24 protein-coding genes are annotated in these 23,663 nt (G+C 74.0%); 10 read left to right on the top strand and 14 right to left on the bottom strand.

The features are described from left to right. Nucleotide 1: 1 nt before the first annotated feature. Together I4I81_RS03715 and I4I81_RS03710 are read left to right on the top strand one after the other, a co-directional pair. Entirely contained in the window at nt 2-538 is a 537-nt protein-coding gene (locus I4I81_RS03715) for a hypothetical protein (protein WP_218602563.1), read from the top strand. Further along, on the top strand, nt 523-789 hold the full coding sequence (locus I4I81_RS03710) for a hypothetical protein (RefSeq protein ID WP_218602564.1): 267 nt from the start codon (nt 523-525) through the stop codon (nt 787-789). The genes I4I81_RS03715 and I4I81_RS03710 overlap by 16 nt, the downstream gene beginning before the upstream one ends. Here I4I81_RS03710 and I4I81_RS03705 read toward each other — a convergent pair. The 3 genes from I4I81_RS03705 to I4I81_RS03695 all read right to left on the bottom strand — a co-directional run bounded on the left by I4I81_RS03705 (nt 786) and on the right by I4I81_RS03695 (nt 4,776). Then, nucleotides 786-2,543 (bottom strand): acyl-CoA dehydrogenase, encoded by a 1,758-nt coding sequence (locus I4I81_RS03705; RefSeq protein ID WP_226363729.1) that lies wholly within the window; start codon nt 2,541-2,543, stop codon nt 786-788. The genes I4I81_RS03710 and I4I81_RS03705 overlap by 4 nt on opposite strands. Before the next feature lie 113 nt (nt 2,544-2,656). Further along, nucleotides 2,657-4,003: an FAD-dependent oxidoreductase gene (locus I4I81_RS03700; protein ID WP_226363728.1), complete on the bottom strand. Its 1,347-nt coding sequence runs from the start codon at nt 4,001-4,003 to the stop codon at nt 2,657-2,659. Next, nucleotides 4,000-4,776, bottom strand: a complete 777-nt coding sequence (locus I4I81_RS03695) for an enoyl-CoA hydratase-related protein (protein ID WP_218602566.1) — start codon at nt 4,774-4,776, stop codon at nt 4,000-4,002. Before I4I81_RS03695 ends, I4I81_RS03700 begins: the two co-directional genes overlap by 4 nt. 75 nt (nt 4,777-4,851) lie before the next feature. On the opposite strand from I4I81_RS03695, the gene I4I81_RS03690 reads away from it, so the two are divergent. Continuing rightward, entirely contained in the window at nt 4,852-5,943 is a 1,092-nt protein-coding gene (locus I4I81_RS03690) for a sensor domain-containing diguanylate cyclase (RefSeq protein WP_218602567.1), read from the top strand. Here I4I81_RS03690 and I4I81_RS03685 read toward each other — a convergent pair whose 3' ends face one another. Further along, nucleotides 5,944-6,897 carry a GlxA family transcriptional regulator gene (locus tag I4I81_RS03685; RefSeq protein ID WP_218602568.1) on the bottom strand — a complete coding sequence of 318 codons (954 nt, stop codon included), beginning with the start codon at nt 6,895-6,897 and terminating at the stop codon, nt 5,944-5,946. Nucleotides 6,898-6,968: 71 nt separating this feature from the next. Between I4I81_RS03685 and I4I81_RS03680 the strand changes: the two genes are divergently transcribed. The 5 genes from I4I81_RS03680 (at nt 6,969) to I4I81_RS03660 (ending at nt 10,477) form a co-directional block, all read left to right on the top strand. Continuing rightward, nucleotides 6,969-7,124, top strand: coding sequence for a hypothetical protein (locus I4I81_RS03680; protein WP_218602569.1), 156 nt, complete (start codon nt 6,969-6,971; stop codon nt 7,122-7,124). A gap of 68 nt (nt 7,125-7,192) precedes the next feature. After that, complete coding sequence (locus I4I81_RS03675) at nt 7,193-8,101, top strand: ABC transporter ATP-binding protein (RefSeq protein ID WP_218602570.1); 909 nt, start codon at nt 7,193-7,195, stop codon at nt 8,099-8,101. Further along, nucleotides 8,098-8,838, top strand: coding sequence for an ABC transporter permease (locus I4I81_RS03670; RefSeq protein ID WP_226363727.1), 741 nt, complete (start codon nt 8,098-8,100; stop codon nt 8,836-8,838). The genes I4I81_RS03675 and I4I81_RS03670 overlap by 4 nt, the downstream gene beginning before the upstream one ends. Further along, on the top strand, nt 8,835-9,884 hold the full coding sequence (locus I4I81_RS03665; RefSeq protein ID WP_218602571.1) for a sensor histidine kinase: 1,050 nt from the start codon (nt 8,835-8,837) through the stop codon (nt 9,882-9,884). Before I4I81_RS03670 ends, I4I81_RS03665 begins: the two co-directional genes overlap by 4 nt. Then, nucleotides 9,881-10,477, top strand: coding sequence for a response regulator transcription factor (locus I4I81_RS03660; protein WP_218615806.1), 597 nt, complete (start codon nt 9,881-9,883; stop codon nt 10,475-10,477). Before I4I81_RS03665 ends, I4I81_RS03660 begins: the two co-directional genes overlap by 4 nt. 46 nt (nt 10,478-10,523) lie before the next feature. Here the strand turns inward: I4I81_RS03660 and I4I81_RS03655 are convergent, their stop codons facing one another. From I4I81_RS03655 to I4I81_RS03630, 6 genes are all read right to left on the bottom strand, one after another. After that, nucleotides 10,524-11,798, bottom strand: a complete 1,275-nt coding sequence (locus I4I81_RS03655) for an LLM class flavin-dependent oxidoreductase (RefSeq protein ID WP_218615805.1) — start codon at nt 11,796-11,798, stop codon at nt 10,524-10,526. Between the two features lies 1 nt (nt 11,799). Beyond that, a complete protein-coding gene (locus I4I81_RS03650) occupies nt 11,800-12,879 on the bottom strand; it encodes an LLM class flavin-dependent oxidoreductase (RefSeq protein ID WP_218606275.1) in 1,080 nt (359 codons plus the stop codon). A 211-nt stretch (nt 12,880-13,090) separates the two neighbouring features. Next, on the bottom strand, nt 13,091-13,864 hold the full coding sequence (locus tag I4I81_RS03645) for a MerR family transcriptional regulator (protein WP_218615804.1): 774 nt from the start codon (nt 13,862-13,864) through the stop codon (nt 13,091-13,093). Then, a complete protein-coding gene (locus I4I81_RS03640; RefSeq protein ID WP_218603160.1) occupies nt 13,852-14,391 on the bottom strand; it encodes a GyrI-like domain-containing protein in 540 nt (179 codons plus the stop codon). Before I4I81_RS03640 ends, I4I81_RS03645 begins: the two co-directional genes overlap by 13 nt. A 47-nt stretch (nt 14,392-14,438) precedes the next feature. Beyond that, nucleotides 14,439-15,431, bottom strand: a complete 993-nt coding sequence (gene purU / locus I4I81_RS03635) for a formyltetrahydrofolate deformylase (protein ID WP_218603159.1) — start codon at nt 15,429-15,431, stop codon at nt 14,439-14,441. Nucleotides 15,432-15,475: 44 nt separating this feature from the next. Next, entirely contained in the window at nt 15,476-15,814 is a 339-nt protein-coding gene (locus I4I81_RS03630; protein WP_218603158.1) for a hydroxyisourate hydrolase, read from the bottom strand. A gap of 252 nt (nt 15,815-16,066) precedes the next feature. Between I4I81_RS03630 and I4I81_RS03625 the strand changes: the two genes are divergently transcribed. Continuing rightward, nucleotides 16,067-19,135 (top strand): AfsR/SARP family transcriptional regulator, encoded by a 3,069-nt coding sequence (locus tag I4I81_RS03625; protein ID WP_226363726.1) that lies wholly within the window; start codon nt 16,067-16,069, stop codon nt 19,133-19,135. A 31-nt stretch (nt 19,136-19,166) separates the two neighbouring features. Here I4I81_RS03625 and I4I81_RS03620 read toward each other — a convergent pair whose 3' ends face one another. The 4 genes from I4I81_RS03620 to I4I81_RS03605 form a co-directional block, all read right to left on the bottom strand. Further along, nucleotides 19,167-19,304: a hypothetical protein gene (locus I4I81_RS03620; protein WP_218603156.1), complete on the bottom strand. Its 138-nt coding sequence runs from the start codon at nt 19,302-19,304 to the stop codon at nt 19,167-19,169. Nucleotides 19,305-19,504: 200 nt separating this feature from the next. Continuing rightward, nucleotides 19,505-20,290: a Crp/Fnr family transcriptional regulator gene (locus tag I4I81_RS03615; protein WP_218603155.1), complete on the bottom strand. Its 786-nt coding sequence runs from the start codon at nt 20,288-20,290 to the stop codon at nt 19,505-19,507. Between the two features lie 112 nt (nt 20,291-20,402). After that, nucleotides 20,403-20,597, bottom strand: a complete 195-nt coding sequence (locus I4I81_RS03610; RefSeq protein ID WP_218603154.1) for an acyl-CoA carboxylase subunit epsilon — start codon at nt 20,595-20,597, stop codon at nt 20,403-20,405. An 11-nt stretch (nt 20,598-20,608) separates the two neighbouring features. Then, nucleotides 20,609-22,201 (bottom strand): acyl-CoA carboxylase subunit beta, encoded by a 1,593-nt coding sequence (locus I4I81_RS03605; protein ID WP_218603153.1) that lies wholly within the window; start codon nt 22,199-22,201, stop codon nt 20,609-20,611. A gap of 191 nt (nt 22,202-22,392) precedes the next feature. On the opposite strand from I4I81_RS03605, the gene I4I81_RS03600 reads away from it, so the two are divergent. Beyond that, nucleotides 22,393-23,631: an NAD(P)/FAD-dependent oxidoreductase gene (locus I4I81_RS03600; RefSeq protein WP_218603152.1), complete on the top strand. Its 1,239-nt coding sequence runs from the start codon at nt 22,393-22,395 to the stop codon at nt 23,629-23,631. Nucleotides 23,632-23,663: the final 32 nt, after the last annotated feature.

Below are 23,663 nucleotides of genomic sequence, written 5' to 3'. Positions count from 1 at the left end.
GATGCTGGTGCACGTCGTGGCGATCGCCGCGACCGGCGGCCCGCCGACCGGCCCGGTGTCGCTGCGCACGCCCGCGACCTTCGCCGAGACGGGCGCGCTGGTCTGCTGGTCGCTCGCGCTGGTGCTGCCCGTGCTGCGGATGCGGCGGGAGCACCTCGTCGGCGGGGCGGCGGTGCTGTTCGCGGTCGGCGAGACCGCGGTCATCGGCGTGCAGGCCTCGCGCGGCGTCCCGAGCCACAACAACTTCACCACGCCGCTCGCGGCCCTGACGCGCGGCGGCGCGGCCGGCACCGCGGGTGTCTTCGTCGTCGGGGTGCTCGTGCTGCTGGTGGCGACGCTGCAGGCCCGGGTCCCCGGCGACGTCCGGCTCGGGATCGCGGCGGGCGCGCTCGTGCTGCACGCCGGGATCGGGATGGTGATCGTGAACGACAGCGGGGTGCTCCAGGAGGATCGGCGCCGGGTTCCCGGACCCGTCGACGGTCGGCCCGGAGCTGCTGCTGATCCGGCGCGGGCGGGGACCTCGTGCTCGCGCCCTTGATCGGCGTGCACGGGCTGGTCCTGCCCGCCGTACCGGCGGTCCTGCCGGCCCGCATCGAGGCGCGGCGCCGGCTGCGGATCGTCGGCACGGCCGTGGCCGCGGTCGGCGTCGCGGTGGCGGTCCTGCTCGCCCACGCGTCCACCGCCCGGCCGCTCGGCGCGCTCCCCCCGCTCGCTCTCGGCGTGCTGGGCCTCTGCGCGGCCGCACTGCTCGGGAGCTGGGCCGTGACGCTGCGCAGCGCCGCCGTCTAGAAGTACTCCGGGCGCACGTCGAGCGTGGTGCGGTCCAGGCTCTCCAGCAGCGCGAACTGCGGGCCCGTGCGGGGCAGCTCGTGGCGCAGGAAGTAGCCGGCCGCGGCGCGCTTGCCGTCGTAGAAGTGGCCCTCGCGGTCGCCGACGGCGAGCAGCTGCTCCAGCCAGATCCAGGCGAGGACGACGTGCCCGACCGCCTCCAGGTACGTCGAGGAGTTCGCCAGCGTGACGGCCGGGTCGCCCGCCCCCCACAGCACGGCGGTGACCTCCGCGGTGCGCGCGGCCGCGGCACCGACGGCGTCGGCCTCGCTCGTCAGACCCGCGGTGCGGGCCCGGTCCACGGTGGCGTCGATCGTGTCGAGCAGCAGCCGCAGGCCCGCGCCGTCGTGCAGCACGACCTTGCGGCCGAGCAGGTCGAGGCCCTGGATGCCGTGCGTGCCCTCGTGGATCATGTTGAGCCGGTTGTCGCGCCAGAACTGCTCCACGGCGTACTCGCGGGTGTATCCGTAGCCGCCGTGCACCTGGATCGCGAGGTCGTTGGCCGCGAGGCACCACTGCGACGGCCAGCTCTTGGCGATCGGGGTGAGCGTGTCGAGGAGCAGGTGCGCGCGGGCGCGGTCCTCGTCGCCGGCCGCGGTCTTCTCGTCGTCGAGCAGGCGGGCGCAGTAGAGGATCAGGGCGACGGCCCCCTCGGCGTAGGCCTTCTGCGCGAGGAGCATCCGGGCGACGTCCGGGTGCTCGATGATCGGCGCGGGCCGCCCGTCGCGGCGACCCTGCACGCGGGTGCGCGCGTACTCGAGGGAGTGCAGGTACCCGGTGTAGCCCAGCGCGGCCGCGTTGCCCCCGACGCCGACGCGCGCCTCGTTCATCATGTGGAACATCAGCGCGAGGCCCCGGCCCTGCTCCCCCACCAGGTAGCCGACGGCACCGGCCTCGCCGCCCGGCGTGTACTTGCCCTCGCCGAAGTTCAGCAGCGTGTTGACGGTGCCGCGGAAGCCCATCTTGTGGTTGACGCCCGCGAGCACCACGTCGTTGCGGTCCCCGTTCTCCAGGACCTTCGGCACGATGAACAGCGAGATGCCCTTCACCCCCGGCGGGCCGCCGGGGATCTTCGCCAGCACCAGGTGGACGATGTTCTCGGACAGGTCGTGGTCGCCGCCGGAGATCCACATCTTGTTGCCGCGCAGGCGGTACGCGCCGTCGTCGCGGGGCTCGGCGCGGGTCGTGATGTCGGCCAGCGACGAGCCCGCCTGCGGTTCCGAGAGGCACATCGTCCCGAAGAAGCGGCCCTCCACCATCGGCCCGACCCACGTCTCGACCTGCTCCGGGGAGCCGTGCGCGAGCAGCAGGTTGGCGTTGGCGATGGTGAGGAACGGGTAGGCCGAGGTGCCGACGTTGGCCGCCTGGAACCACAGGAAGCAGGCCTGCGCGACGGTCTGCGGGAGCTGCATCCCGCCGACCGACTCGTCCATCCCCGCCGACAGGATCCCGGTGCCGGCGAACGCCTCCAGCGCCTTCGCGACCTCGGGGATCATGTGCACGCGCTCGCCGTCGAACTCGGGTTCGGCCAGGTCGGCGGCCCGGTTGTGCGGGGCGAACTGCTCGGTGGCCACCTGCTCGGACAGGTCGAGCACGGCGTCGAACGTCTCGCGGGAGTGCTCGGAGAACCGCCCGCGCGACGTCAGCCCGGCGACGTCGAGCCACTCGTGGAGCAGGAAGTCGAGGTCGCGGCGGGACAGCAGCAGAGAGCGCACGACTCCGAGATTAACCGCGAGTTTGCCGACGGCGCCCGCCGTGTTGTCCATCGCGGCTCGCCCGGGCGTACGCCATCGGCCAACTCGCCGGGCGGGAACGGCAAACTCGGCGGTCAGGGGGTCGTCGTGGCTCCGTGGGCCGCGTCGAGCATCTCCGCCAGCTCCGCGACCTTCACCCGCTCCGCGCCGCGCAGGCCGCCGCGGCGGACCTCCTCGGCGTCGAGGCGCAACCAGGACGTCCAGTCGACGGGGCGGATGCCGTGGGCGGCGAACGCCTCCCGCAGGGCCTCGGGCTCGGGGCGCGCCGGGGGCGGGAGAGTCGGGAGGTCGGCCAACAGCGCCGCGACCGTCTCCTGCGCGTCGCCCTTGTTCGTCCCGATGACGCCGGTCGGGCCACGCTTGATCCAGCCCGTGACGTACGCGCCGGGAACCGCGACGCCGTCGGCGACGACCCGCCCGCCCTCGTTCGGCACGGTGCCGGTGGCCTCGTCGAACGGCAGGCCGGGGATCGGCTCGCCCGCGTAGCCGATCGCGCGCACGACGAGCCCGACGTCGAGGGTCTCCTCCTCACCGGTGCCCACGACCCGCCCGGAGGCGTCGACCGCGGTGCGCTCCACGACGATCCCGGAGACCCGCCCGTCGCCCAGGACGCGGACCGGGGACCGCAGGAACCTCAGGTGGATGCGGCGCTCGGCGTCGCCGACGGGCCGGTCGACCCACTCCGTCAGCATCCCGAGGTTCTGCTTCTGCCGCCGGTCGTCGGGCTCCTCGACGCCCGCCGCGAGCAGCCCGTCGTCGTGCACCACGACCTGCGCGTCGGCGAGGTCGCCGATCTGGCGCAGCTCCGCCGGGGTGAACCGGACGTGCTGCGGGCCGCGGCGGATCAGCACGTGGACGTCGCGGACGGCACTGGACCGCAGCGCGTCGAGCACGGGGCCCGGGATGTCGGTGGCCGCCATCTCCTCCGCCGACTTCGCCAGCACGCGGGCGACGTCGAGCGCCACGTTGCCCGCCCCGACGACGGCGACGCCGGGGTGGTCGAGCTCCGGGTCGAGCCCGGTGAAGTCGGGGTGTCCGCAGTACCAGCTGACGAACTCACCTGACCCGTACGAGCCCGCGAGGTCCTCCCCCGGCACGCCGAGCGCGCGGTCGAGCGAGGACCCGGTGGCGTGCACGATCGCGTGGAAGTGGGTGCGCAGTTCGTCGAGCGGGATGCCGCCGTCGCCGATCCGGACCCCGCCGAGGAACTCCACGTCGGCCGGATCGAAGGGCTTCTGCAGCACCCGGATCACCGACTTCATCTTCACGTGGTCGGGCGCGACGCCGTAGCGGACGAGGCCGTAGGGCGCGGGCAGCCGGTCGAGCACCTCGATGCTCACCGGCTCCCCCGACGTCAGCAGCGCCGCCGCCGCGTAGAGCCCCGACGGGCCGGCCCCGATCACTGCGATGCGGTAGGTCACGACTCCTCCAGTGGCAGGAAGCGCGGCAGCCGTTTCTCGACGAACGACGCCACCCCCTCCCGCAGGTCCGGGCCGCCGATGAAGCGGTCGACGTGGCTGTAGGCGCTGCTCAGCGCCTCGTCGTAGGTGGAGTCGGCGGCCTCGCGCAGCTGGGCGGCGATGACGGCGACGGCGCGCGGGGCACAGTTCAGAGCGAGGTCACGGGCGTAGGCCTGGGCGGCGCCGAGGACGTCGTCGCGCGGGACGACCCGGCTGACCATCCCGAGCCGGTACGCCTCCGCGGCGTCGAACACCCGGGCCGAGAGCAGCAGGTCGGTGGCGTTCTCAGTGCCCACCAGCCGCGTCAGCGTCCAGGCGATCCCGTACTCCGCGACCAGCCCGCGCCGGGCGAACGCGGTGGTGAACCGGGCGGTGTCGGCGGCGAAGCGGACGTGGCAGAACAGGGCCTGCACCAGCCCGACACCCGCGCACGCCCCGTTGATCGCGCCGATCAGCGGCTTCGGGAAGTTCCGCGGGACCTCCACCGACTTGTGCGGCAGCACCGCCCCGTCCTGCGAGAGGCCGTCGAGGCGGCCCATGTCGGCGCCCGGGCAGAACGTGGACCCGGCCCCGGTGACGACGACCGCGCGCACCTCAGGGTCGGCGGCGGCGGCGGTGAGGTGGCCGTAGTAGGCGTCCTCGAGATCCTCGCCCCAGCCGTTGCGTCGCTCGGGATGGTTGAACGTCAGGGTGCGGACGCCGGCGTCGTCGGTGTCGGCCAGCACGGACTCCATTCCCAGACCCTAACGGTCGGGTCCATGCGTTCGGCCGAACGAGTACGAGTGATCGTGGGGCTACTCTCCGGCGTCATGGCGCTCCCCGACGGCACTGTCCTGAGCAAGCGGGTGCTCGTCGAGCTCTCCCACGCCATCGAGCGCTTCGCGCTGGCCGCCGAACCGGGCGCCCCGCTCGTCGTCATCGCGATGTTCCAGCGGCTGTCCTACTTCCGGCGCGAGACCGACGTCTACACCCGGATCGCGGCGCGCAGCTCCGTCACGCTCGTCGGGCTCGTCGAGGACTTCCCGCCCGCGCTGCCGCCCGGCGTCCGGCACGTCCTGCTCGGCGAGGACGAGGACCTGGCCCGCGAGTGGAGCGTCACGGTGCTCAGCCCCAACGGCGGGGCGACGCTCGTCGCCGTCGACCAGGAGCGGATCGAGGCGGGCGCCCACACGCTGGAGGAGGGCCGCCGGTTCCAGGGGTACTGGTCCTTCGTCCGCGCCGACGCCTACCGCGAGATCCTGCGGCTGCGCGCGCGGCTGACCCTGCCGCCGGAGACCGTCGAGGCGATCGACGAGGTACTGCACGCCGTGCTCGCCGCGCCGGAACCGCGGCACCAGGACCGCTGGAACGTGCCGCTGCGCTTCCTCGCCGACCGCGTCGACGCGGGCGTCCGCGAGCGCGCCGATCTGCAGACCCGGCTCGACTCGGCCGTCGGCCACCTCGACGACGTCGCCGAGCGCGACCCCCGCACCGGGCTGCACACCGAGAAGTTCCTGACCCGCTGGACCGCGGGGCTGGGGGCCGGGCTCCCGGTCGGGCTGGTGCTGCTGCGGGTGCCGGGCGTCGCCGCGCTGCGCGGGAAGTACGGGCTGCGGGCCGAGCTCGCCGCGCTGGCGGGCATCGCCGGCAGCCTCCAGGAACTGCTCACACCGACCGACCGCGTGGTGCGGCTGGGCCGGGAGGACTTCCTGGTCGTGCTGCCGTCCTGGCGCGAGGAGGCCGTCCTCGGCCTGTGCGACGAGGTCTGCACGCGCGTGTCGGGCCTGGACCAGCAGTACCCGTTCGTCGCCCTGCCGGCCACGGCCGCCGCGGTCGTCACGCGCGAGCGGCCGCTGCCCGTCGACCGGCTCGTCGCGCAGGTCGAGGGCGGGCGGCGGGTGAGCCTGCTCGCCACGACGTAGTCAGGCGGGGACGCCGCGGAAGGTGCGCCGGTAGTCGACCGGGGCGACCCCGACGACCTTGCGGAAGTGGTGGCGCAGCAGCGCGCCGGTGCCGAACCCGCAGCGGGCCGCCACGTCGTCGACGCCGAGGACTGTGTCCTCCAGCAGGCGCTGCGCGAGCAGGACACGCTGCAGCGTGAGCCAGCGGTGCGGGGTGGTGCCGGTCTCGGCGACGAAGCGGCGGGCGAAGCTGCGCTCCGACATGCGGGCGCGGCGGGCCAGGTCGGACACCGAGTGCTCCTCGTCGAGGTGCTCCAGGGCCCAGTCCAGCACCGGGGCGAGCCCGTCGGCGGTGCACACCGGGATCGGCTGCTCGACGAACTGCCGCTGCCCGCCGTCGCGCTGCGGGGCGACGACCATCCGCCGGGCGATCGTGTTGACGACCGCACTCCCCAGCTCGCGGCGCACGACGTGCAGGCAGGCGTCGATCCCGGCGGCCGTGCCCGCGCTGGTGATCACGTTGCCGTCGTCGACGTAGAGGACGTCGGGGTCGACGATCGCGCGCGGGTAGCGGGCCCGCAGCTCGTCGACGTTCATCCAGTGCGAGGTGCAGCGGCGGTCGTCGAGCAGGCCCGCCTCGCCCAGCACGAACGCCCCCGAGCAGACGCTGAGGATCATCGCGCCGTCCGCGGCCGCGGCGCGGACCGCGTCGAGGACCTCGGGGCTGAAGTCCCGGCCGCGGGTGGCGGAGACCGCGACCAGGTCGGCGCCGCGCAACCCCTCCAGGCCGTGGTCGGGCACCAGCGACGCACCGACCGTCGTGCGGATCGGCTGCCCGGCCACCTCACCGCAGACCCGGAGCTCGATCGGGGGGACGCCCTCGTCGCTGCGGTCGACGCCGAAGACCTCCATCAGCGTGCCGAACTCGAACGGCAGTGCGGGCGGCAGCACGAGCGCGGCGACGGTTCGGAGCATGGCAGGATCTTATCCTTCGTCGTCTTCTCTGCCACTGTTGGCATCATCTTGTCGAGCGGATACTTACTGCCATGACCACCGCACTCGTCGTACTCGTCCTCATCGGCCTCGTCGTGTGGCTCTCCGCGGCCCGGCCCTCGCTACCCCTCCTCACCTCCTACGACCGCGACCGCCAGCTCGCCGAGCTGCGCGCCATGGGCTGCTCGCGGGCCGACGTCCACCTGTGACACCCGTCAGGTCCCGGCACTGATCAGGGGCACTGCCGCCGCGCCGCGGGGCGCGGGACAGTACGTCCATGACCGAGGTTCTGGAGATCGACGGCGTGGCGCACCGCTACGGCGCGCACGTCGCGCTGGACGGGGTCGACCTCGCCGTCCGGGCCGGGGAGTGCGTCGCGCTCCTCGGCCCCAACGGCGCGGGGAAGACCACCCTGATCGGGCTCGCGACCGGGTTGCTCGCCCGGCAGCGGGGGCGCGTCGCGGTGTGCGGGGGCGACCCCCGGCGCGCCGCGACCCGCCGGCGACTCGGGGTCGTGCAGCAGTCGATGGGCTTCCCGGGCACCGAGACCGTCGGCGAGCTCGTGCGCGGGGCCGCGGTCCGCGCCGGGCGTCCGGCGGGTGCAGCGGCCCCCGTCCTCGCCGAGATCGGGATCGGTGACCTGGCCGCGCGGCGCGCGCCGAAGCTGTCCGGCGGGCAGCTCCAGCGGGTCGGGCTCGCGATGGCACTGGTCGGCGACCCGGCGCTGCTGCTGCTCGACGAGCCCACCGTCGGCCTCGACGTCGCCGCGCGGCGCGCGTTCTGGAAGATCCTCACGGGTCGCCGGGACGCGGGCGTCGGCATGGTGCTGACCACCCACGTCGTCGAGGAGGCCGCCGCGTTCGCCGACCGCGTCGTGGTGCTGCACCGCGGCCGGGTCGTCGCCGCCGATACCCCCGACGCCCTGACCTCACGGCTCCCGGACCGCACCGTCACCGCCCGCACCTCCCTCGACGACCCGGCGCTGCGGGCGCTGCCCGGGGTGCGGACGGTCCGGCGCGACGGCGACCGCGTGCACGTCGGCACGGCCGCACCCGAGGACCTGCTGCGCGAGTGGCTGGCGCTCGACCGCGGGCTGTCCGACCTGCGCGTCGAGGGGGCGGGGCTGGAGCAGGCACTGGTCGCCCTGACCGGTGACGACATGGCCGGCGAGGGGGTGTCGGCGTGATCATCTCGGTCCTGCGCTCCGAGACCGGCGAGGGGCTGCGCGCGATCCTGCGCGAGCCGACCGCGCTGTTGTTCTCCGTCCTCATGCCCGTCGGCTTCTACGCCCTGTTCACCTCGATCTTCGGCGACCAGCAGCAGGCGAACGGCCTGCCCTTCGCCGCCACCTCGCTGGCCACCTACGGCGCGTTCGGCGTGGTGTCGGTGATGCTGCTCAACCCCGGGATCGGCGTCGCGGAGGACCGCACCCGCGGCTGGCTGCGCGTCAAGATGGTGTCGGCGACGCCGATCGGCGTCAGCCTCGCCGCCCGGCTGCTCGCCGCGCTCCCCTACGCCGTCGGGGTGCTGGTGGCGATGACGGTGGCGTCCGCGTTGATCACCGGCACGATGGTCGATCCGGTGACGTGGCTGCGGCTCGTCGCCGTCCTGGTCGTCGGGGGGATGCCGTTCGCGCTGCTCGGGATGGCGGTCGGGTTCGTGACGTCGTCGAACGCGGCCGCGGCGATCCTCAACGCGGTGCTGTTCCCGATGGTGCTCGCGTCGGGGCTGTGGATCCCGCTCGAGGTCATGCCCGGGTTCATCCAGGCGGTCGCGCCGTTCCTGCCGACCTACCACCTCGCGCAGCTCGCGATGGCGCAGATCACCGGCGCCCCGGCGTCCGGGCACCTGCTCGCGGTGCTCGCGACCACCGTCGTCGCCGCCCTGGTCGCCGGGGTCGCCTACCGTAACCTGCGGGTGTGAAGCGGGAGTGGGGCTCGATCTGGTACCTGCTGTTCCTCGGGTACCTCTTCCTGCAGCCGGCCTTCGACCCCGAGGCGGGCGTCTCCTCCTGGGCCGTCGCGGGCGGGTCGGCGCTGCTCTACGTCCTGTTCACCCTCTACGCCTCGCCGGCCGGACACTGGTCCCCCGCGCTCGTCGCGGGGCTCGGGGTGCTGGTCGTTCCGGTCAACGTGGGCGGCACGGTGTTCTTCGTCTACGCCGCGGCGTACGCGGGGATGCTGCTCCCCCGCCGGGCCGCCACGCTCTGGCTCGGCGGACTCACCGCGCTCGTCGGGGCGTCCGCGCTGGTGTCGAGCGCGCCCGCGCCGTACCTGTTCCTCAGCATCGCGCCGCCACTGGTGTCGCTGTGGATCGTCGGGCTGGGCACGATGGAGGAGGCCGACCAGCGACGGGCCACCGCCGAGCTGCGCGTCGACAACGCCCGGATCGAGCACCTCGCCACGCTGTCGGAGCGCGAGCGGATCTCCCGCGACCTGCACGACCTCCTCGGCCAGACCCTGACCGGAATCGTCGTGCGCGCCCAGCTCGCGCAGCGCCTCCCCGGCGCCGACGCGACCGCCGAGATGGCCGTCGTCGAGACGATGGCGCGCGACGCGCTCACCGAGGTGCGGGCCACGGTGTCGGGCTGGCGCCAGGTGTCGGTCGACGACGAGATCACCGTCGCCCGCGACGCGCTCGCCGCGGCGGGCGTCGAGCTCGTCGTCACCCGCGACGACGACCTCGTGCTCGTCCCGTCGGCGGAGAGCGCGCTGGCGCTGGCGCTGCGCGAGGCCGTCACGAACGTCGTGCGGCACGCGGACGCGCGGCGGTGCACGGTCGCACTGCGCTCGGTCGACGGGCGGGTGGAGCTGGAGGTCGCCGACGACGGCGTCGGCGGCGGGACGCGGGACGGCAACGGGCTCAGCGGGATGCGGGAGCGGATCGCGGCGCTGGGCGGCACGGTGCAGCGGCCGGCCCGCGCCGGCACCGCGCTCGTCGTCGCGCTGCCGGCGGTGGTGGCCCGGTGATCCGGCTGGTGCTGGCGGAGGACCAGGCGATGGTGCTCGGGGCGTTCGCGCGGCTGCTGTCGCTGGAGGACGACCTGGAGGTCGTCGCCACAGCTGTCGACGGCACGGAGGCGCTCGCCGCCGTCCGCGCGCACGACCCGGACGTGCTGGTCACCGACGTGGAGATGCCGGGCGCGACCGGTCTGGAGGTCGCGGCGCAGCTGCAGGGCGGCCGCACCCGGCTGGTGATCGTCACGACGTTCGCGCGCTCGGGCTACCTGCGCCGGGCGATGGATGCCGGGGTCGCGGGGTACGTGCTCAAGGACGCCCCGATCGACCGCCTCGTCGACACGATCCGCCGCGTCCACGCGGGCGAGCGCGTGATCGACCCGGCCCTGGCCGTCGCGGCCTGGGACGCGGCCGACCCGATGACCGACCGCGAGCGCGACGTCCTGCGCCTGGCCGCCGACGGCCTGCCCAACGGCGAGATCGCCACCACCCTGTTCCTGGCGGAGGGCACCGTCCGCAACTACCTGTCCACCGCGATCACGAAGCTCGGGGTGCGCAACCGGATCGAGGCGGCCCGGGTGGCGCGGGACCGCGGCTGGCTCTGACGCCACCCACCCCCGAGTCCCCCTTTCTCCGCCCGCGGGTCGCCGGCTACGGACGGGCCAGGCCGAGGTGGTCGCGCAGGGTCGGGCCGGCGTACTCCGTGCGGTAGCTGCCGAGGTCCTGCAGCTCCGGCACCACCTTCTCGACGAACTCGTCGAGCCCGCCGGGGGTCAGGTGCGGGATGAGGATGAAGCCGTCGGAGGCGTCGGCCTGGACGTAGTCGTCCATCTGCCGCGCCACCTCCTTCGGCGTGCCGACGAACGACTGGTGCGCCGTCGTCTCGATGATCAGCTCGCGGATGGACAGGCCGCCCTTCGCCTCGGCGAGCTCGCGCCAGCGCTGCGCCACGGCGAGCGGGTCCTTCTCGTGGCGCACGCGACCGCGGGTGATCTGCGCGCCGGGGTCCGGGTCGACGTCGGGCAGCGGGCCGTCGGGATCGTAGGCCGAGAGGTCGCGGCCCCACACCTGCTCCAGGAACGCGATCGCGGTCTGCGGGCTGACCTGCGCGGTCCGGATCCGGTGCCCGTTCTCCTGCGCCTCCGCCTCGGTGTCGCCGAGGGCGAACGTGGTGGCGGGCAGGATCGTGATCTCCTCGGGCCGGCGCCCGTACGCACCCATCCGGCCCTTGAGGTCGGCGTAGAACGCCTGCCCGTCCTCGACGCTGCCGTGCCGGGAGAAGATCGCGTCGGCGGTCTTCGCGCCGAACTCGCGGCCCTGGTCGGAGTCGCCGGACTGGATCAGCACGGGGTGGCCCTGCGGCGTCGGCGGGATCGGGAAGTCCCCCACGATGTCGAACTGGGCGCTGTGGTGGTCGATCGGGCGGCCGTCGGCGAGCCACAGCTCGCGCGCGGCGTCGAGCATCTGCTGGGCGCGGTCGTAGCGCTGCGCGGGCTCGAGGAAGCCGCCGCGGCGGAAGTTCTCGCCGGTGAACGCGTCGGAGGACGTCACCAGGTTCCAGGCCGCACGCCCGCCGGAGAGGTGGTCGAGCGACGCGAACTGCTTGGCCAGCTCCCACGGCTCGTTGAACGTCGTGTTGATCGTGCCGCCGAGCCCGAGGTGGGTGGTGACGGCCGCGATCGCGTTGAGCACGGTGAACGTGTCCGGGCGGCCGACGACGTCGAGGTCGTGGATCCGGCCCTGGTGCTCGCGCAGGCGCAGGCCCTCGGCGAGGAAGAGGAAGTCGAAGAGCCCGCGCTCGGCGTTCTGCGCGAAGGCGACGAAGGACGCGAAGTCGGTCTGGCTGCCCGACTCCGGGTCGCTCCAGACCGTCGTGTTGTTGACGCCCGGGAAGTGCGCGGCGAGGTGGATCTGCTTCTTCGGCACGTCAGGCTCCGGTGAGGACGTTGGCGGGGCGGGGCAGACCGAAGCGCTCCCGCAGGGTCGCGGCCGGGTCGGCCGGGGTGCGCAGGCCCGCGGCGAGCAGCCGCGGCGCGACCTCGTCGGCGAGCACGCGCAGGCCGCCGGGCAGCGTCAGGGGGATCGCGGTGACGCCGTCGACGGCGCCCTCGGCGAGCACGTCCACGAACGCCTCGGGCGAGCCGACGACCCGCAGCGTCTCCTCCGCCAGCTCGCCCAGCTCGTCGAACCGGCGGCGGGCGGCGTTCTCGTCGGCGGCCAGCAGGATCTCGACGTCGAGCAGGACGGCGACGGCGTCGGGGTCGCGGCCCGCATCGGTGACGGCGGCGCGGATCCGCTCGCGGGCGGCGTGCGCGGCGGACAGGTCGGGCGCGGTGATCCGGACGACGTCGGCCCAGCGGGCGGCGACGGCGAGCGAGTCCGGCTCCGCGCGCAGGACGATCAGCGGGTGCGCCTGCGGGCTGCGCGGCGTGATCGACGGGCCCTTGACGGAGAAGAACTCCCCGCTGAAGTCGACGTAGTGCAGCTTGTCGCGGTCGACGTAGCGGCCGGTCGCGACGTCGCGGATCACGGCGTCGTCCTCCCAGGAGTCCCACAGCGCCACGACGACCTCGATCGTCTCGGCGGCCTCGCGCCACAGCTCGGCGGGCTCTGCGGCGGGCTTGCGCCCGAACTGCGCCGCCTCCCCCGCCGTCCGCGAGACCGCGGGCTCCCAGCCGGCACGACCGGACGAGACGAGGTCGAGCGTGGCGATCGCCTTGGAGGTGTGGAACGGCTCGGTGTGCGTGGTCGTCACGGTCGGGACCAGGCCGATCCCGGGCACCACGGGGGCGACGCGGGCGGCGATCGCGACGGCGTCGAGACCGCTCCCGGCGCCGAACGAGTCGGGGAGCGCGACGAAGTCGGCTCCCGACTGGGCGGCGAGCTGGGCGACCGCGATGTGGTGCGCCGGGGTCAGCAGCGCCTCGCGGGGCACCCCCGCCTGCCGCCACGCCTCGGGGTGCCGGCCGAAGCCGGACACCTCCACCGCCAGGTGTGCCGTCCGCATGCGCTCTCCCTCGTCGACGAATGGTCTCCCTCCGGGCAACGGGGCCCGCCCAGGGCGCATTCCCCCCGACTCGGGGTCGGAGCAACAGCGACTCGCGGGCGCGGGAACAGCGACTCGCGGGCGCGGGAACAGCGACTCGCGGGCGCGGGAAGGGGGACCCGCGGGCGCGGGAACAGCGACTCGCGGGCGCGGGAAGGGGGGACCCGCGGGGTCAGGGGGTGAGGGCTACTCCTAGGCGGGTCACCAGGTCCTCGGTCCCCACCGCGTCCGGGCCCGCCAGGTAGGTCTCCGTGACCGGGCCGAGCGGCACGTGCCCGCGCTCCCGGACGTGCTCGAGCAGGGCCGTGTAGGCCATCGGCAGCTCCGGGTACGGCCCGACGTGCAGCGTCGTGGCCCACGGCCCGGCCGGCAGCACGACGTGCGCCCCCTCCGCGGTGGGCCCGGGCAGACCGACCAGCGTCTCGAACTCGTCGGTCAGGTCCAGCGGGAACACCGCCACCAGCGGCGCACGCGAGGTCGTCAGCGCGCAGGCCCCGCGCCAGAGCGCACCGGTGTCGTCGTCGATCGACGCGGCCCGGACGACCCCCGAGACCCCCGAGACGATCTGCCGCTCCCGCTCGCCGATCGCCACGTCGTACCGGACGCGCTCGGGGCGGCGCAGCAGGCCGTCGAGGTTGCGCAGGACCTCCTCGCGCCGGGCGAGCTCCTCGCGCAGCTTCTCCCGCTCCCGGCCCAGCACGGTGCTCACCGCGTCGGTGTCCGGGGCGGCGAGCACCTCCCGGACCACGGGCAGCGGCACGTCCATGCCGCGCAGCACCACGATCGTGGTGGCCGTGCGCACCTGGTCGGCGCGGTAGTAGCGGTAGGCGGAGTGCGGGTCGACGTGCGCCGGGGCGAGCAGCCCCTCGGCGTCGTAGTGCCGGACGGCCTTGACGGTGAGCCGGGCCAGGCGCGCGAACGCCCCGATCGGCATCAGGCCGTCCACACCGGCACCCGGAGGATCGTGCGGTTGCGCGACGGCTCGGTCACCGTCGGGTCGGTCAGGTACACCTCGGTGTGCGCCCCCGCCGGGCGCAGCCCGCGCCCGGCGACGAAGCCGTAGAGCGCGGCGAGCGAGGGCGCCTCGTCCTCGTACCGGCCGGCGTGCACGAGCTGCGCCGCCCGGTGCCCACCCTGGACCCGCAGCGCGACCGGCGCCACGTGGTCCAGGGCCGCCACCGTCCGGGCCGTGCAGCCCTCCGGCGCCGGGACGGCGAGGGTCCAGTGCCAGCCGGCGGGCTCGTCGAGGTGGAAGCGCAGCGGGTCGCCGTCCTGCGCGTAGGTGCCCTCCAGCGGCACCCCCATCGGCGCTCCGAGGGCGGCCCGGGCGCGGAACAGGGCCCGCACGGCCGCGGCGAACGGGAGCCCCTCGGCGCCCCCGCGGCCGTCGACGACGAGCAGCGTGCGGGCGGGGACGGTGGTCAGGGTGAGGTCGCTCGCCGAGACGGTGGGGAGCGTCGGGGTCGTGTCCATGAGGAGGAGCGTGGTATCTCCCGCACGGGGAGGGTCAAGTACGGGGATCACCGGAAGACGACCGTCCGGTTGCCGTGCACCAGCACCCGGTCCTCCAGGTGCCAACGCAGCCCGCGGGCGAGCACGAGCCGCTCTATGTCGCGGCCGCGACGGACCATCTCCGGTGCGGTGTCGGAGTGGTCGACGCGGATCACGTCCTGCTCGATGATCGGTCCGGCGTCGAGGTGCTCGGTGACGTAGTGGCACGTCGCCCCGATGAGCTTGACGCCCCGCGCGTGCGCCTGGTGGTAGGGCATCGCGCCGATGAACGACGGCAGGAAGCTGTGGTGGATGTTGATCGCCCGGCCCTCCCACTCCGCGCACAGGTCGGCGGGGATGATCTGCATGAACCGGGCCAGCACGATCGCGTCCGGATCGTGGTCGGCGACGAGGCCGCGCAGCTGCGCGAACGCGCGGTCCTTCTCCTCCTGCGGCCCACCCGCCTTCGGGAACACGACGTGGTGGAACTCCGCGCCGTGCGCCCGCGCGACCGGCCCGAGCGAGGCGTGGTTGCCGATGACGGCGGCGAGCCGCACCGGCAGCTCGCCGCTGGAGAAGCGGCCCAGCAGGTCGTGCAGGCAGTGCGTCTCGCGGCTGACCAGCAGGACCACGCTCTTGCGGTCGGTGGAGTCGGTGACGGTCCAGCCCGCGTCGGCGCCGATCCGCTGCGCGACCGGGGCGAACCGTCTGCGCAGCTCCGCGGCCCCGAACGGCAGCGACGACGCGCGCACGACCTGACGGGTGAAGAACCAGCCCGTCTCCGGGTCGGAGTGGTAGGCCGCCTCGGCGATCCAGCCGCCCATCTCACCGATCGCGCCCGCGATCCGCGCGACGACGCCGACCTCGTCGCGGCAGCCCAGCGTCAGTACGAGCCGCCGCTCGTCGACGGGGGCGCCGCGGCCGCCCGGCGAGTCCCCCGGCCCCGCCACCCGCAGTGCCGCGCGGTGGCGGACCGGGACCGGGCGCGGCTGCGACCCGTCCAACGCGTGTTCCTCGTGCATCTCGACGCCTCTCCTGGCAGGTGCGGGCAGGTCAGGAGGGCCGGTCAGGACGACAGGCCCGTGTAGGTGCTGTAGCCGAACGGGGCGAGCAGGACCGGCACGTGGCGGACGGTCCACGGTGACGTCGGGCCGACGGCGATCGTGATGTCGGCCTGCGACGACAGCAGCCCCTGGGCGGCGAAGTACCGCCGGGCGTCGATGACCAGGCGCAGGTCGCGGTCGTGCCCGTCCGCCCCGCCCCAGTCGTCGATCCGGCCCGACTCGTCGGTCGACGCGGAGGCCACGGCCGTCCAGACGGAGCCGTCGGAGCACTCCAGCCCGACCCGGACGTCGCTGGCGGGTCGACCGTGGGTGAGGTCCACGACCTCCACTGTCAGTGGCACCCGTCCTCCTTTCCCGTGCGCCGGGCTCGTCCCGGACCCGGAGGGTGGCGCCGGGGGCGATCCATCGGCTATCCATCGGCTATCCGGACCAGCGCGACGCCGACTCCCGGCTGGGCCGTTCGAGGTAACCGACGCGCCGGTGCATCGCGCTCGGTCCACCACAGGCCAAGATCAGATGAACTTGCCCTCTCGATGAGGTGATGGCGGGCACCCGATGGTTGAATCGGGATCCGGTCCTCGGGAGGCAGTCGCGTGGAGTTTCGAGTCCTCGGGCCGCTCGAAGTCTTGCGCGGCGGCGGCACGGTCGATCTCGGAGGTCCGCGGCAGCAGATCGTCCTGGCGATGCTGCTGCTCGAGTCGCCGCACGTGGTGTCCGTCGACCGCCTGGTCGACGCCGTGTGGCCGGACTCCCCGCCCGCCACGGCGCGCAGCCAGATCCAGATCTGCGTGTCGAGCCTGCGGCAGCGCCTGGGGTCCGACGCCCGGACCGAGGTGATCACCACCCGGCGCCCCGGGTACCTGCTCGACGCCGGGTCCGCCGAGTTCGACCGGCAGCTCTTCGCCACCGAGGTGGCGTTGGCCAGGGACCACGTCCAGCACGACCGGCTGGGCGACGCTGCGGACCTGTTCCGCACGGCGCTGGCCCGCTGGCGGGGGTCCGCGCTCCCGGGGATCGAGAGCCTCGCCGTCCGCGACGCCGCCACGCACCTGGAGGAGGAGCGGGCCCGGGTCGTCGAGGAGTTCGCCGACGCCCAGCTGCGGATGGGCAACCACCGCGACCTCGTCGCCGTCCTCACGAAGGAGATCGACCGCTATCCGCTGCGTGAGGAGCTGCGCGGGCAGCTGATGCTCGCCCTCTACGGGGCCGGGCGCCAGGCCGACGCGCTGCGCGAGTTCCGCCGCGCGCGGCAGCTGTCGATCGACGAGCTGGGCATCGAGCCCGCCGAGCCGCTGCGGCGCCTCGAGCAGGCGATCCTGCGCGAGGACGACTCGATCGTCGTCGCGCGCAACGGGCGCCGCGCCGAGGCCCCGCCGCCGCCGGCGAGCTCGGCCCCGCGGATGCTGCCGGCGGAGGTCGCCGACTTCACCGGCCGCACCCGGGCCATCGCCGAGGTGCTGGGGAAGATCTCCGCGGAGCGCGACACGCCCGCCGCGCCCGCGGTCGTGGTCCTCACCGGGCAGGGCGGGATCGGCAAGTCCGCCCTCGCGCTGCACCTCGCGCACCGCCTCGCCGACCGCTTCCCCGACGGCCAGCTCTACGCGAGCCTGCACGGCGCCTCCCGGCCGGTGGCCCCCGCGGAGGTGATCGCCCGGTTCCTGCGCGCGCTGGGGGTGCCCGGCAGCACCATCCCCGACGACCTCGACGAGCGCGCGGAGCTGTACCGCAGCCGCCTGTCGGGCCGCTCCGTCGTGATCGTGCTCGACGACGTCGGCCAGGAGGCGCAGGTCGTCCCGCTGCTGCCGCCCGACCGGGGCAGTGCCGTCCTGCTCACCAGCCGCAGGCGGCTCACCGCGCTCCCCGGCGCCGAGCGGGTCCAGCTGGAGTCGTTCACCACCGAGAGCGCGGTCGCCCTGCTGGACCGGGTGATCGGCGGGACGCGCATCTCCGACGACCGCGAGGCGGCCGTCGAGCTGGTACGGCTGTGCGGGCACCTGCCGCTCGCCGTCCGGATCGCCGCGGCGCGCCTGGCCGCCCGCCCGCACTGGTCGCTGCGCACGATGGTCGACCGCCTGTCCGACGAGACGATCCAGCTCGACGAGCTGCGACACGGCGACATGGCGGTGCGCGCGAGCCTGCTGCTCACCTATGAGGCCCTCGAACCGGAGGCCTGCCGCCTGCTGCGGCTGCTCGCGATGATCGACACCCCGCACGTCGGGGCGTGGGCCTGTGCGGCCCTGCTCGACGTCGACCACCGCACCGCGGAGGACCAGCTCGACGAGCTCGTCGAGCTGCACCTCGTCGACATCGAGATCGACCCGGACGGCGACGTCGGCGGCACCCGTTACCACCTGCACGACCTGGTCCGGCTCTTCGCGCGGGAGCGCGCCGTCGCCGAGGACCCCGCGACGGACCGCGCCGCGGCCGTCGCCCGGTACCTCGGGGCGATGCTCGGCCTCGCCGAGGAGGCCCACCGCCGGGAGTACGGCGGCGACTTCCTCATCGTCCACGGCGACGCGCACCGCCACCCGCTGGGCGAACGGCTCCGCACCTCGCTCATGGCCCAGCCCCTGCTGTGGCTCGCCCGTGAGCGCCAGGCGCTGGTGGCCGCGGTGGCCCAGGCCTCGGCGGCCGGTCTCGGGTCGCTGTGCTGGGACCTGGCGATCAGCTCCGTCGTGCTGTTCGAGGCCCACGCCCTGTTCGACGACTGGCGGGCCACCCACGACCTCGGGCTGGCCGCCGCCCGCCGCGACCGCGACCGCCTCGGCGAGGCCGTGATGACCTACTCGCTGGGGTCGCTGCACATGTTCGAGCAGCGCTTCGCCGAGGCCGAGGAGTGCCTCGACGCCGCGCTCGCCACGTTCACCGAGCTCGGCAACGACGAGGGGATGGCGATGGTCATCCGCAACCAGGCCTTCGTCGACCGGGTCACGGCGCACTACTCCCGGGCCCGCACCCGCAACGAGCAGGCGCTGGAGATCTTCCGGACGACCGGTGACCGCGCGGGCGAGGCCTACGTGCTGAGCAACCTCGCCCAGGTCGACCTGGACATCGGGCACGAGGACGACGCCCAGACCCGCCTGCAGGCGGCGGCGGAGATCTGCCGGACGATCCCGAACCGCCGGGTCGGGGCGCAGGTGATGCACCGGCTCGGGGAGATCCAGCTGCAGCAGGGGGCGGGCGACCTCGCCCTGGAGTCGTTCTCGGCGGTGCTGGAGTTCGCGGGCGACGTCGGCGACCGCACCGCCGAGGCGTACGGCCTGCTGGGTCTGGGTCAGGCGCACATCGCCCGTGCGGAGATCGGTGCGGCGCGCACCGCACTGGTCGCGGCCGAGCGCATGGCGCGCGAGCTGGCCGAGCTGCGCATCCGCGTGCGGGCACTGCTGTCGCTCAGCGCCGTCGCGCTGGCCGGCGGGGACGTGCCGGCGGCCCGGGAACGGGCCGAGGAGGCGCTCGACGCCTCCGGGGAGATCGATCTCCCGGTGCTGACGGCGGGCTGCCTGACGGCCCTCGGTGACGCCGACGCCGCGGAGGGCCGGCACGAGAGCGCGGTGCAGCAGTGGACCGCGGCTCTGGAGCACCTGAGGAGCACCGCTCCGGCCTTCACCGGCCGGTTGACGCTGGACCTCGAGCAGCGGCTCGCGGGTCCCGCAGCGACCTGAGATCGGTCACGCTGCGTCACGTCACGGCGGCTCAGCCCCAGGCGGTGTTGCCGTTGGTGGTGGAACCGCCGTCCAGGGGGCCGCGGGGCTTGAGCGGCTCCCCCAGCCCGCCGAGCACGAGGCCGGCGGCAGCGGCGAGCAGGACGATGGAGCGGGCGATCCGTCGCATGACGTGTCCCTTCGGAGTACTGCGGTGGGTGTCGGCTTTCTCATCTCTCTCCCTGACGTTGGTAAAGCTATGACCAAGTCACATCGGTCCTCTATCGCTTCTCTATCGATCCTCGAGCCGGGTTCCCGGCGGCCCACAGACGCCGACAGCCCGACCGGGAGGACCGGTCGGGCTGCGGGATCGGGGGACGAGGGAAGGGGTCAGCAGGCGTCGAGGCGGGACTCCAGGTAGTCGCCGAGGCGCTGGGAGCGCACCCGGATCACGTGACCGCGGCTGAACTCCACGGCCCCGCACTCCTGGAAGCGGCGCAGGAAGAAGCCGATCCGCGAACGGGTCGTGCCGACCATGCCGGCGAGCTCCTCCTGCGTGATCCGCTGGGCGATGCGCACCGCGTCGTGCTCGGCGTCGCGCTCGGGCTTCCCGAGGCGTTCGGCCAGGTCGAGAAGGGTGACGCCGAGGCGGTGCTCGCTGTCGTCACCCACCAGGTGGCTGATCGCCCGCTGTTGCTCGGCGAGCCGCTCCCCCAGGTGCCGGATCAGGTGCCGGTGCACGGCGGGCGAGCCCATGAGCCGCAGCAGGTGGCTGACCGCGACCCGCTGGACCACGCTCGGGGACATCGCGATCGCCGTCTCGGTGCGCTCCCCGCCCAGGATCGCGAGCTCGCCGAGCACCTCACCGGGGCTGTGGATCCGCAGCAGGCACCGGCGCCCGGACCGGGAGTACATCACCGTCTTGGCCCGGCCGGCCGTGAGCAGGTAGACCGACTCGTCGGGGTGCGGGCCGCCGCCGTAGATCGACGTCCCGGCGTCGAAGCGGACCTGGGTCGAGGGCACCGTCCGGTCGGCGATGAGCCCGGCCAGCTGCCCGCCGAACCCGCTCACCACCGACGCGTTCGGGGCCGGGGCCGGCCGGGACGGGGCCGGTCCCGGCCGGATCCCCCGGACCGTCATCGTGGTCGACAGCGGCTCGCTCAACGCGTCCTCCATGTGGCGAAGGGGGGCGCTCGTGGGCGAGCGCTTCCGGGTGGTGGTCGGCGAGGGGGCGCGAGCCCGGTCGCTGTCCGTGACCAGAAAGCTAGGAGTTCAGCCTATCGAGTCCCTATCCGACGACTGAACCCGCGCGCCTGCGCACCGCGGTGCACGTGACCCGTGCCCGCCGCGCACGGTGCCGCGGCGGGGTGGGCGCGGGCGCCGACCGCGCGGCGAGCAGCGTCCCCAGCACCGCCACGACGGCCGCGAGCTCCTCGTCGCTCGGGTGGCCGGCGACGATCCTGATGTCCGGTACGGGCGTCATCGGGGCTCCCATCAGATCGGCGGGTTCCCGTGCTTGCGGCACGAGACGGGGGCCTGCTTGGTGCGCAGCACGGCCAGGGATCGGGCGAGGACCGTGCGCGTCTCCCGCGGGTCGATGACGTCGTCGACGAGGCCGCGCTCGGCGGCGTAGTAGGGGTGCACGAGCTCGCTGCGGTACTCGGCCGTGCGCGCCGCCCGCGCCGCCACCGGGTCCTCGGCGGCCAGGATCTCGCGGCGGAAGATCACGTTGGCTGCGCCCTCCGCCCCCATCACGGCGATCTCGTTGGTGGGCCAGGCGAAGGACAGGTCGCAGCCGATCGAGCGCGAGTCCATCACGATGTACGCCCCGCCGTAGGCCTTGCGCAGGATCACCTGCACCCGCGGGACCGTCGCCGCGCAGTAGGCGTAGAGCAGCTTGGCGCCGTGCCGGATGATCCCGCCGTGCTCCTGGTCGCTGCCGGGCAGGAACCCCGGCACGTCGACGAGCGTGACCAGCGGGATGTTGAACGCGTCGCAGGTCTGGACGAAGCGGGCCGCCTTCTCCGACGCCGGGATGTCGAGCACGCCGGCGAGCACCTTGGGCTGGTTCGCGACGATACCGACGACGTGCCCGTCGATCCGGGCGAGCGCGCAGACGACGTTGGCGGCCCAGCTGTCGTGCAGCTCCAGGAACTCCCCGTCGTCGACGACCTCGGCGATGACGTCGCAGACGTCGTAGAGCTTGGCCGGGTCGGCCGGGACGAGCTCGAGCAGCCGGTCGCAGCTGCGCTCGACGTCGTCGGCGCAGCCGGTGACCGGCGGCGCCTCGTCGCTGTGCGAGGGCAGCATCGACACCAGGTAGCGGACGTCGGCGAGGCAGGTGACCTCGTCGTCGTAGACGAAGGTGGCGACGCCGGTGCCGCCGTGGACGTCCGCGCCGCCGAGCGCGTCGTGGCTGATCTGCTCGCCGGTGACGGCCTGCACGACGTCCGGGCCGGTGATGAACATCTGCGAGATGTCGCGGACCATGAAGACGAAGTCGGTGAGCGCCGGTGAGTACGCGGCCCCGCCCGCGCACGGGCCGAGCATCACGCTGATCTGCGGGATCGTGCCCGACGCGTGCACGTTGCGGCGGAAGATGCCGCCGTAGCCCGCCAGCGCCGTGACGCCCTCCTGGATCCGGGCCCCGGCGCCGTCGTTGAGGCTGATCAGCGGGGCGCCCGCCGTCTCGGCGAGGTCCATCACCTTGTGGATCTTCTGCGCGTGCGCCTCGCCGAGCGAACCGCCGAAGATCCGGAAGTCGTGGGCGTAGGCGAAGACGGCGCGGCCGTCGATCGTGCCCCAGCCGGTGACGACGCCGTCGGTCGGCGGCCGCCGGTCCTCCATCCCGAACCCGGTCGCGCGGTGGCGGCGCATCGACTCCAGCTCCACGAACGAGCCCTCGTCGAACAGCAGGTCCAGGCGCTCCCGCACGGTCAGCTTGCGCCGCGTCCGCTGCGCCTCGGTCGCCTTCTCCCCCGGCCCCGCCAGCACCTCGGCCCGCCGCCGGGCCAGGTCCAGGACCCGGTCCTGCATGGTCGGCGGCAACGGTTGCAGCAGTGCGGGTCGATCCTCGGTCGCCGTCATAACCAGCCACTTCCCCTCGGTCCGAGATACGTGTCGATCCGGGCGAAGGTAACGACAGCCGGCGGCCCTTCCCGCGCAATTCTGAGCAGCCGTGCGACTTCTCCCCGAACGCTCAGATCTGAGCAGCGACGGCCCCGGCGACTGCGTACCAAGAAGCTCTCACCCAGGGTTTCCAGCAGAGGAGAACGTTCATGTACGACGCCATCGTTGTGGGGGCGCGCTGCGCCGGATCGCCGCTCGCCATGCTTCTCGCCCGGCAGGGTCACCGCGTGCTGGTGGTCGACCGCGCGTCGTTCCCGAGCGACACGGTCTCGACGCACTACATGCACCAGGCGGGCGTCGCGCGGCTGCAGAGCTGGGGCCTGCTCGACGAGCTGGTCGCCGCGGGCACCCCCGCGGCGCGGCGCATGAGCTACTCGCACCGCGGGGTCGCGTTCAGCGGGTTCGCCGACCCGATCGACGGCGTCGACGCGGTCTACTGCCCGCGCCGGATCGTGCTCGACGAGATCCTCGTGAACGCCGCGCGCCGGGCGGGCGCCGAGGTGCTCGAGTCGTTCACCGTGTCCGACCTGATCTGGGCCGACGGTGCGGTCGCCGGCGTCCGCGGGCGCGTCGGCGACGGGCCGGAGACGGAGTTCCGCGCGCCGATCGTGATCGGGGCCGACGGGGCCCACTCGACGGTGGCCAAGCGCGTCGAGGCCCCGCTCTACAACGTCCGCCCGGCTGCGGGCGCCGCCTACTACTCCTACTTCGAGGGCGTCGACAGCGCCGGCCTCCAGCACCACACCGGGACGAACGGGCGCTGGGCGGGGGCATGGCCGACGAACGGCGGCACGCTGGTCAGCGTCATGGCGACGAAGGCGCAGATCAAGGAGTTCCGCCAGGACGTGCCCGGCAACTTCCAGTCCACCGTCGACGCGATCCTGCCCGCGATCGGCGGGCAGCTGCGCGACGCGACCCGCACCGACCCGTTCATCGCGATGCGCTACCCCGACAACTTCTACCGCCAGGCGTTCGGCCCGGGCTGGGCGCTGGTCGGCGACGCCGGCTACCACAAGGACCCGCTCACCGGCTGGGGCATGAGCGACTCCTTCATCCACGCCGAGCAGCTCGCCGAGCGCGTGCACGAGGGCCTGGCCGGACTGCGGCCGATGGACGAGGCGCTGGCCGAGTTCGCCAAGACCCGCGACGAGGAGACCGCGGTGATGTACGACTACACGACCACCGTCGCCGAGCTGGGCGAGCTCCCGCCGTTCTTCCAGGCGGTACTCGAAGCCGTCGCCGCGACCGACGCGTGGACCACCACGATGCTCGGCTGGATCGCCGGCGGTGTCGACGACGACGCGATCTTCTCCGCCGAGGGGCTCCAGGCCCTCTACGACGACGCCGGTCTCCCCGAGGACCGCCGCGTCTACGACCCGACCGCCTGAGCTCCCCTTTCCACTCCTTTCCCACCGTTCTA

Source organism: Pseudonocardia abyssalis (assembly GCF_019263705.2).
Lineage (GTDB): Bacteria > Actinomycetota > Actinomycetes > Mycobacteriales > Pseudonocardiaceae > Pseudonocardia > Pseudonocardia abyssalis.
The sequence above is the reverse complement of the archived record's forward strand: the minus strand, read 5'-3'. Positions and strand labels throughout refer to the sequence as shown.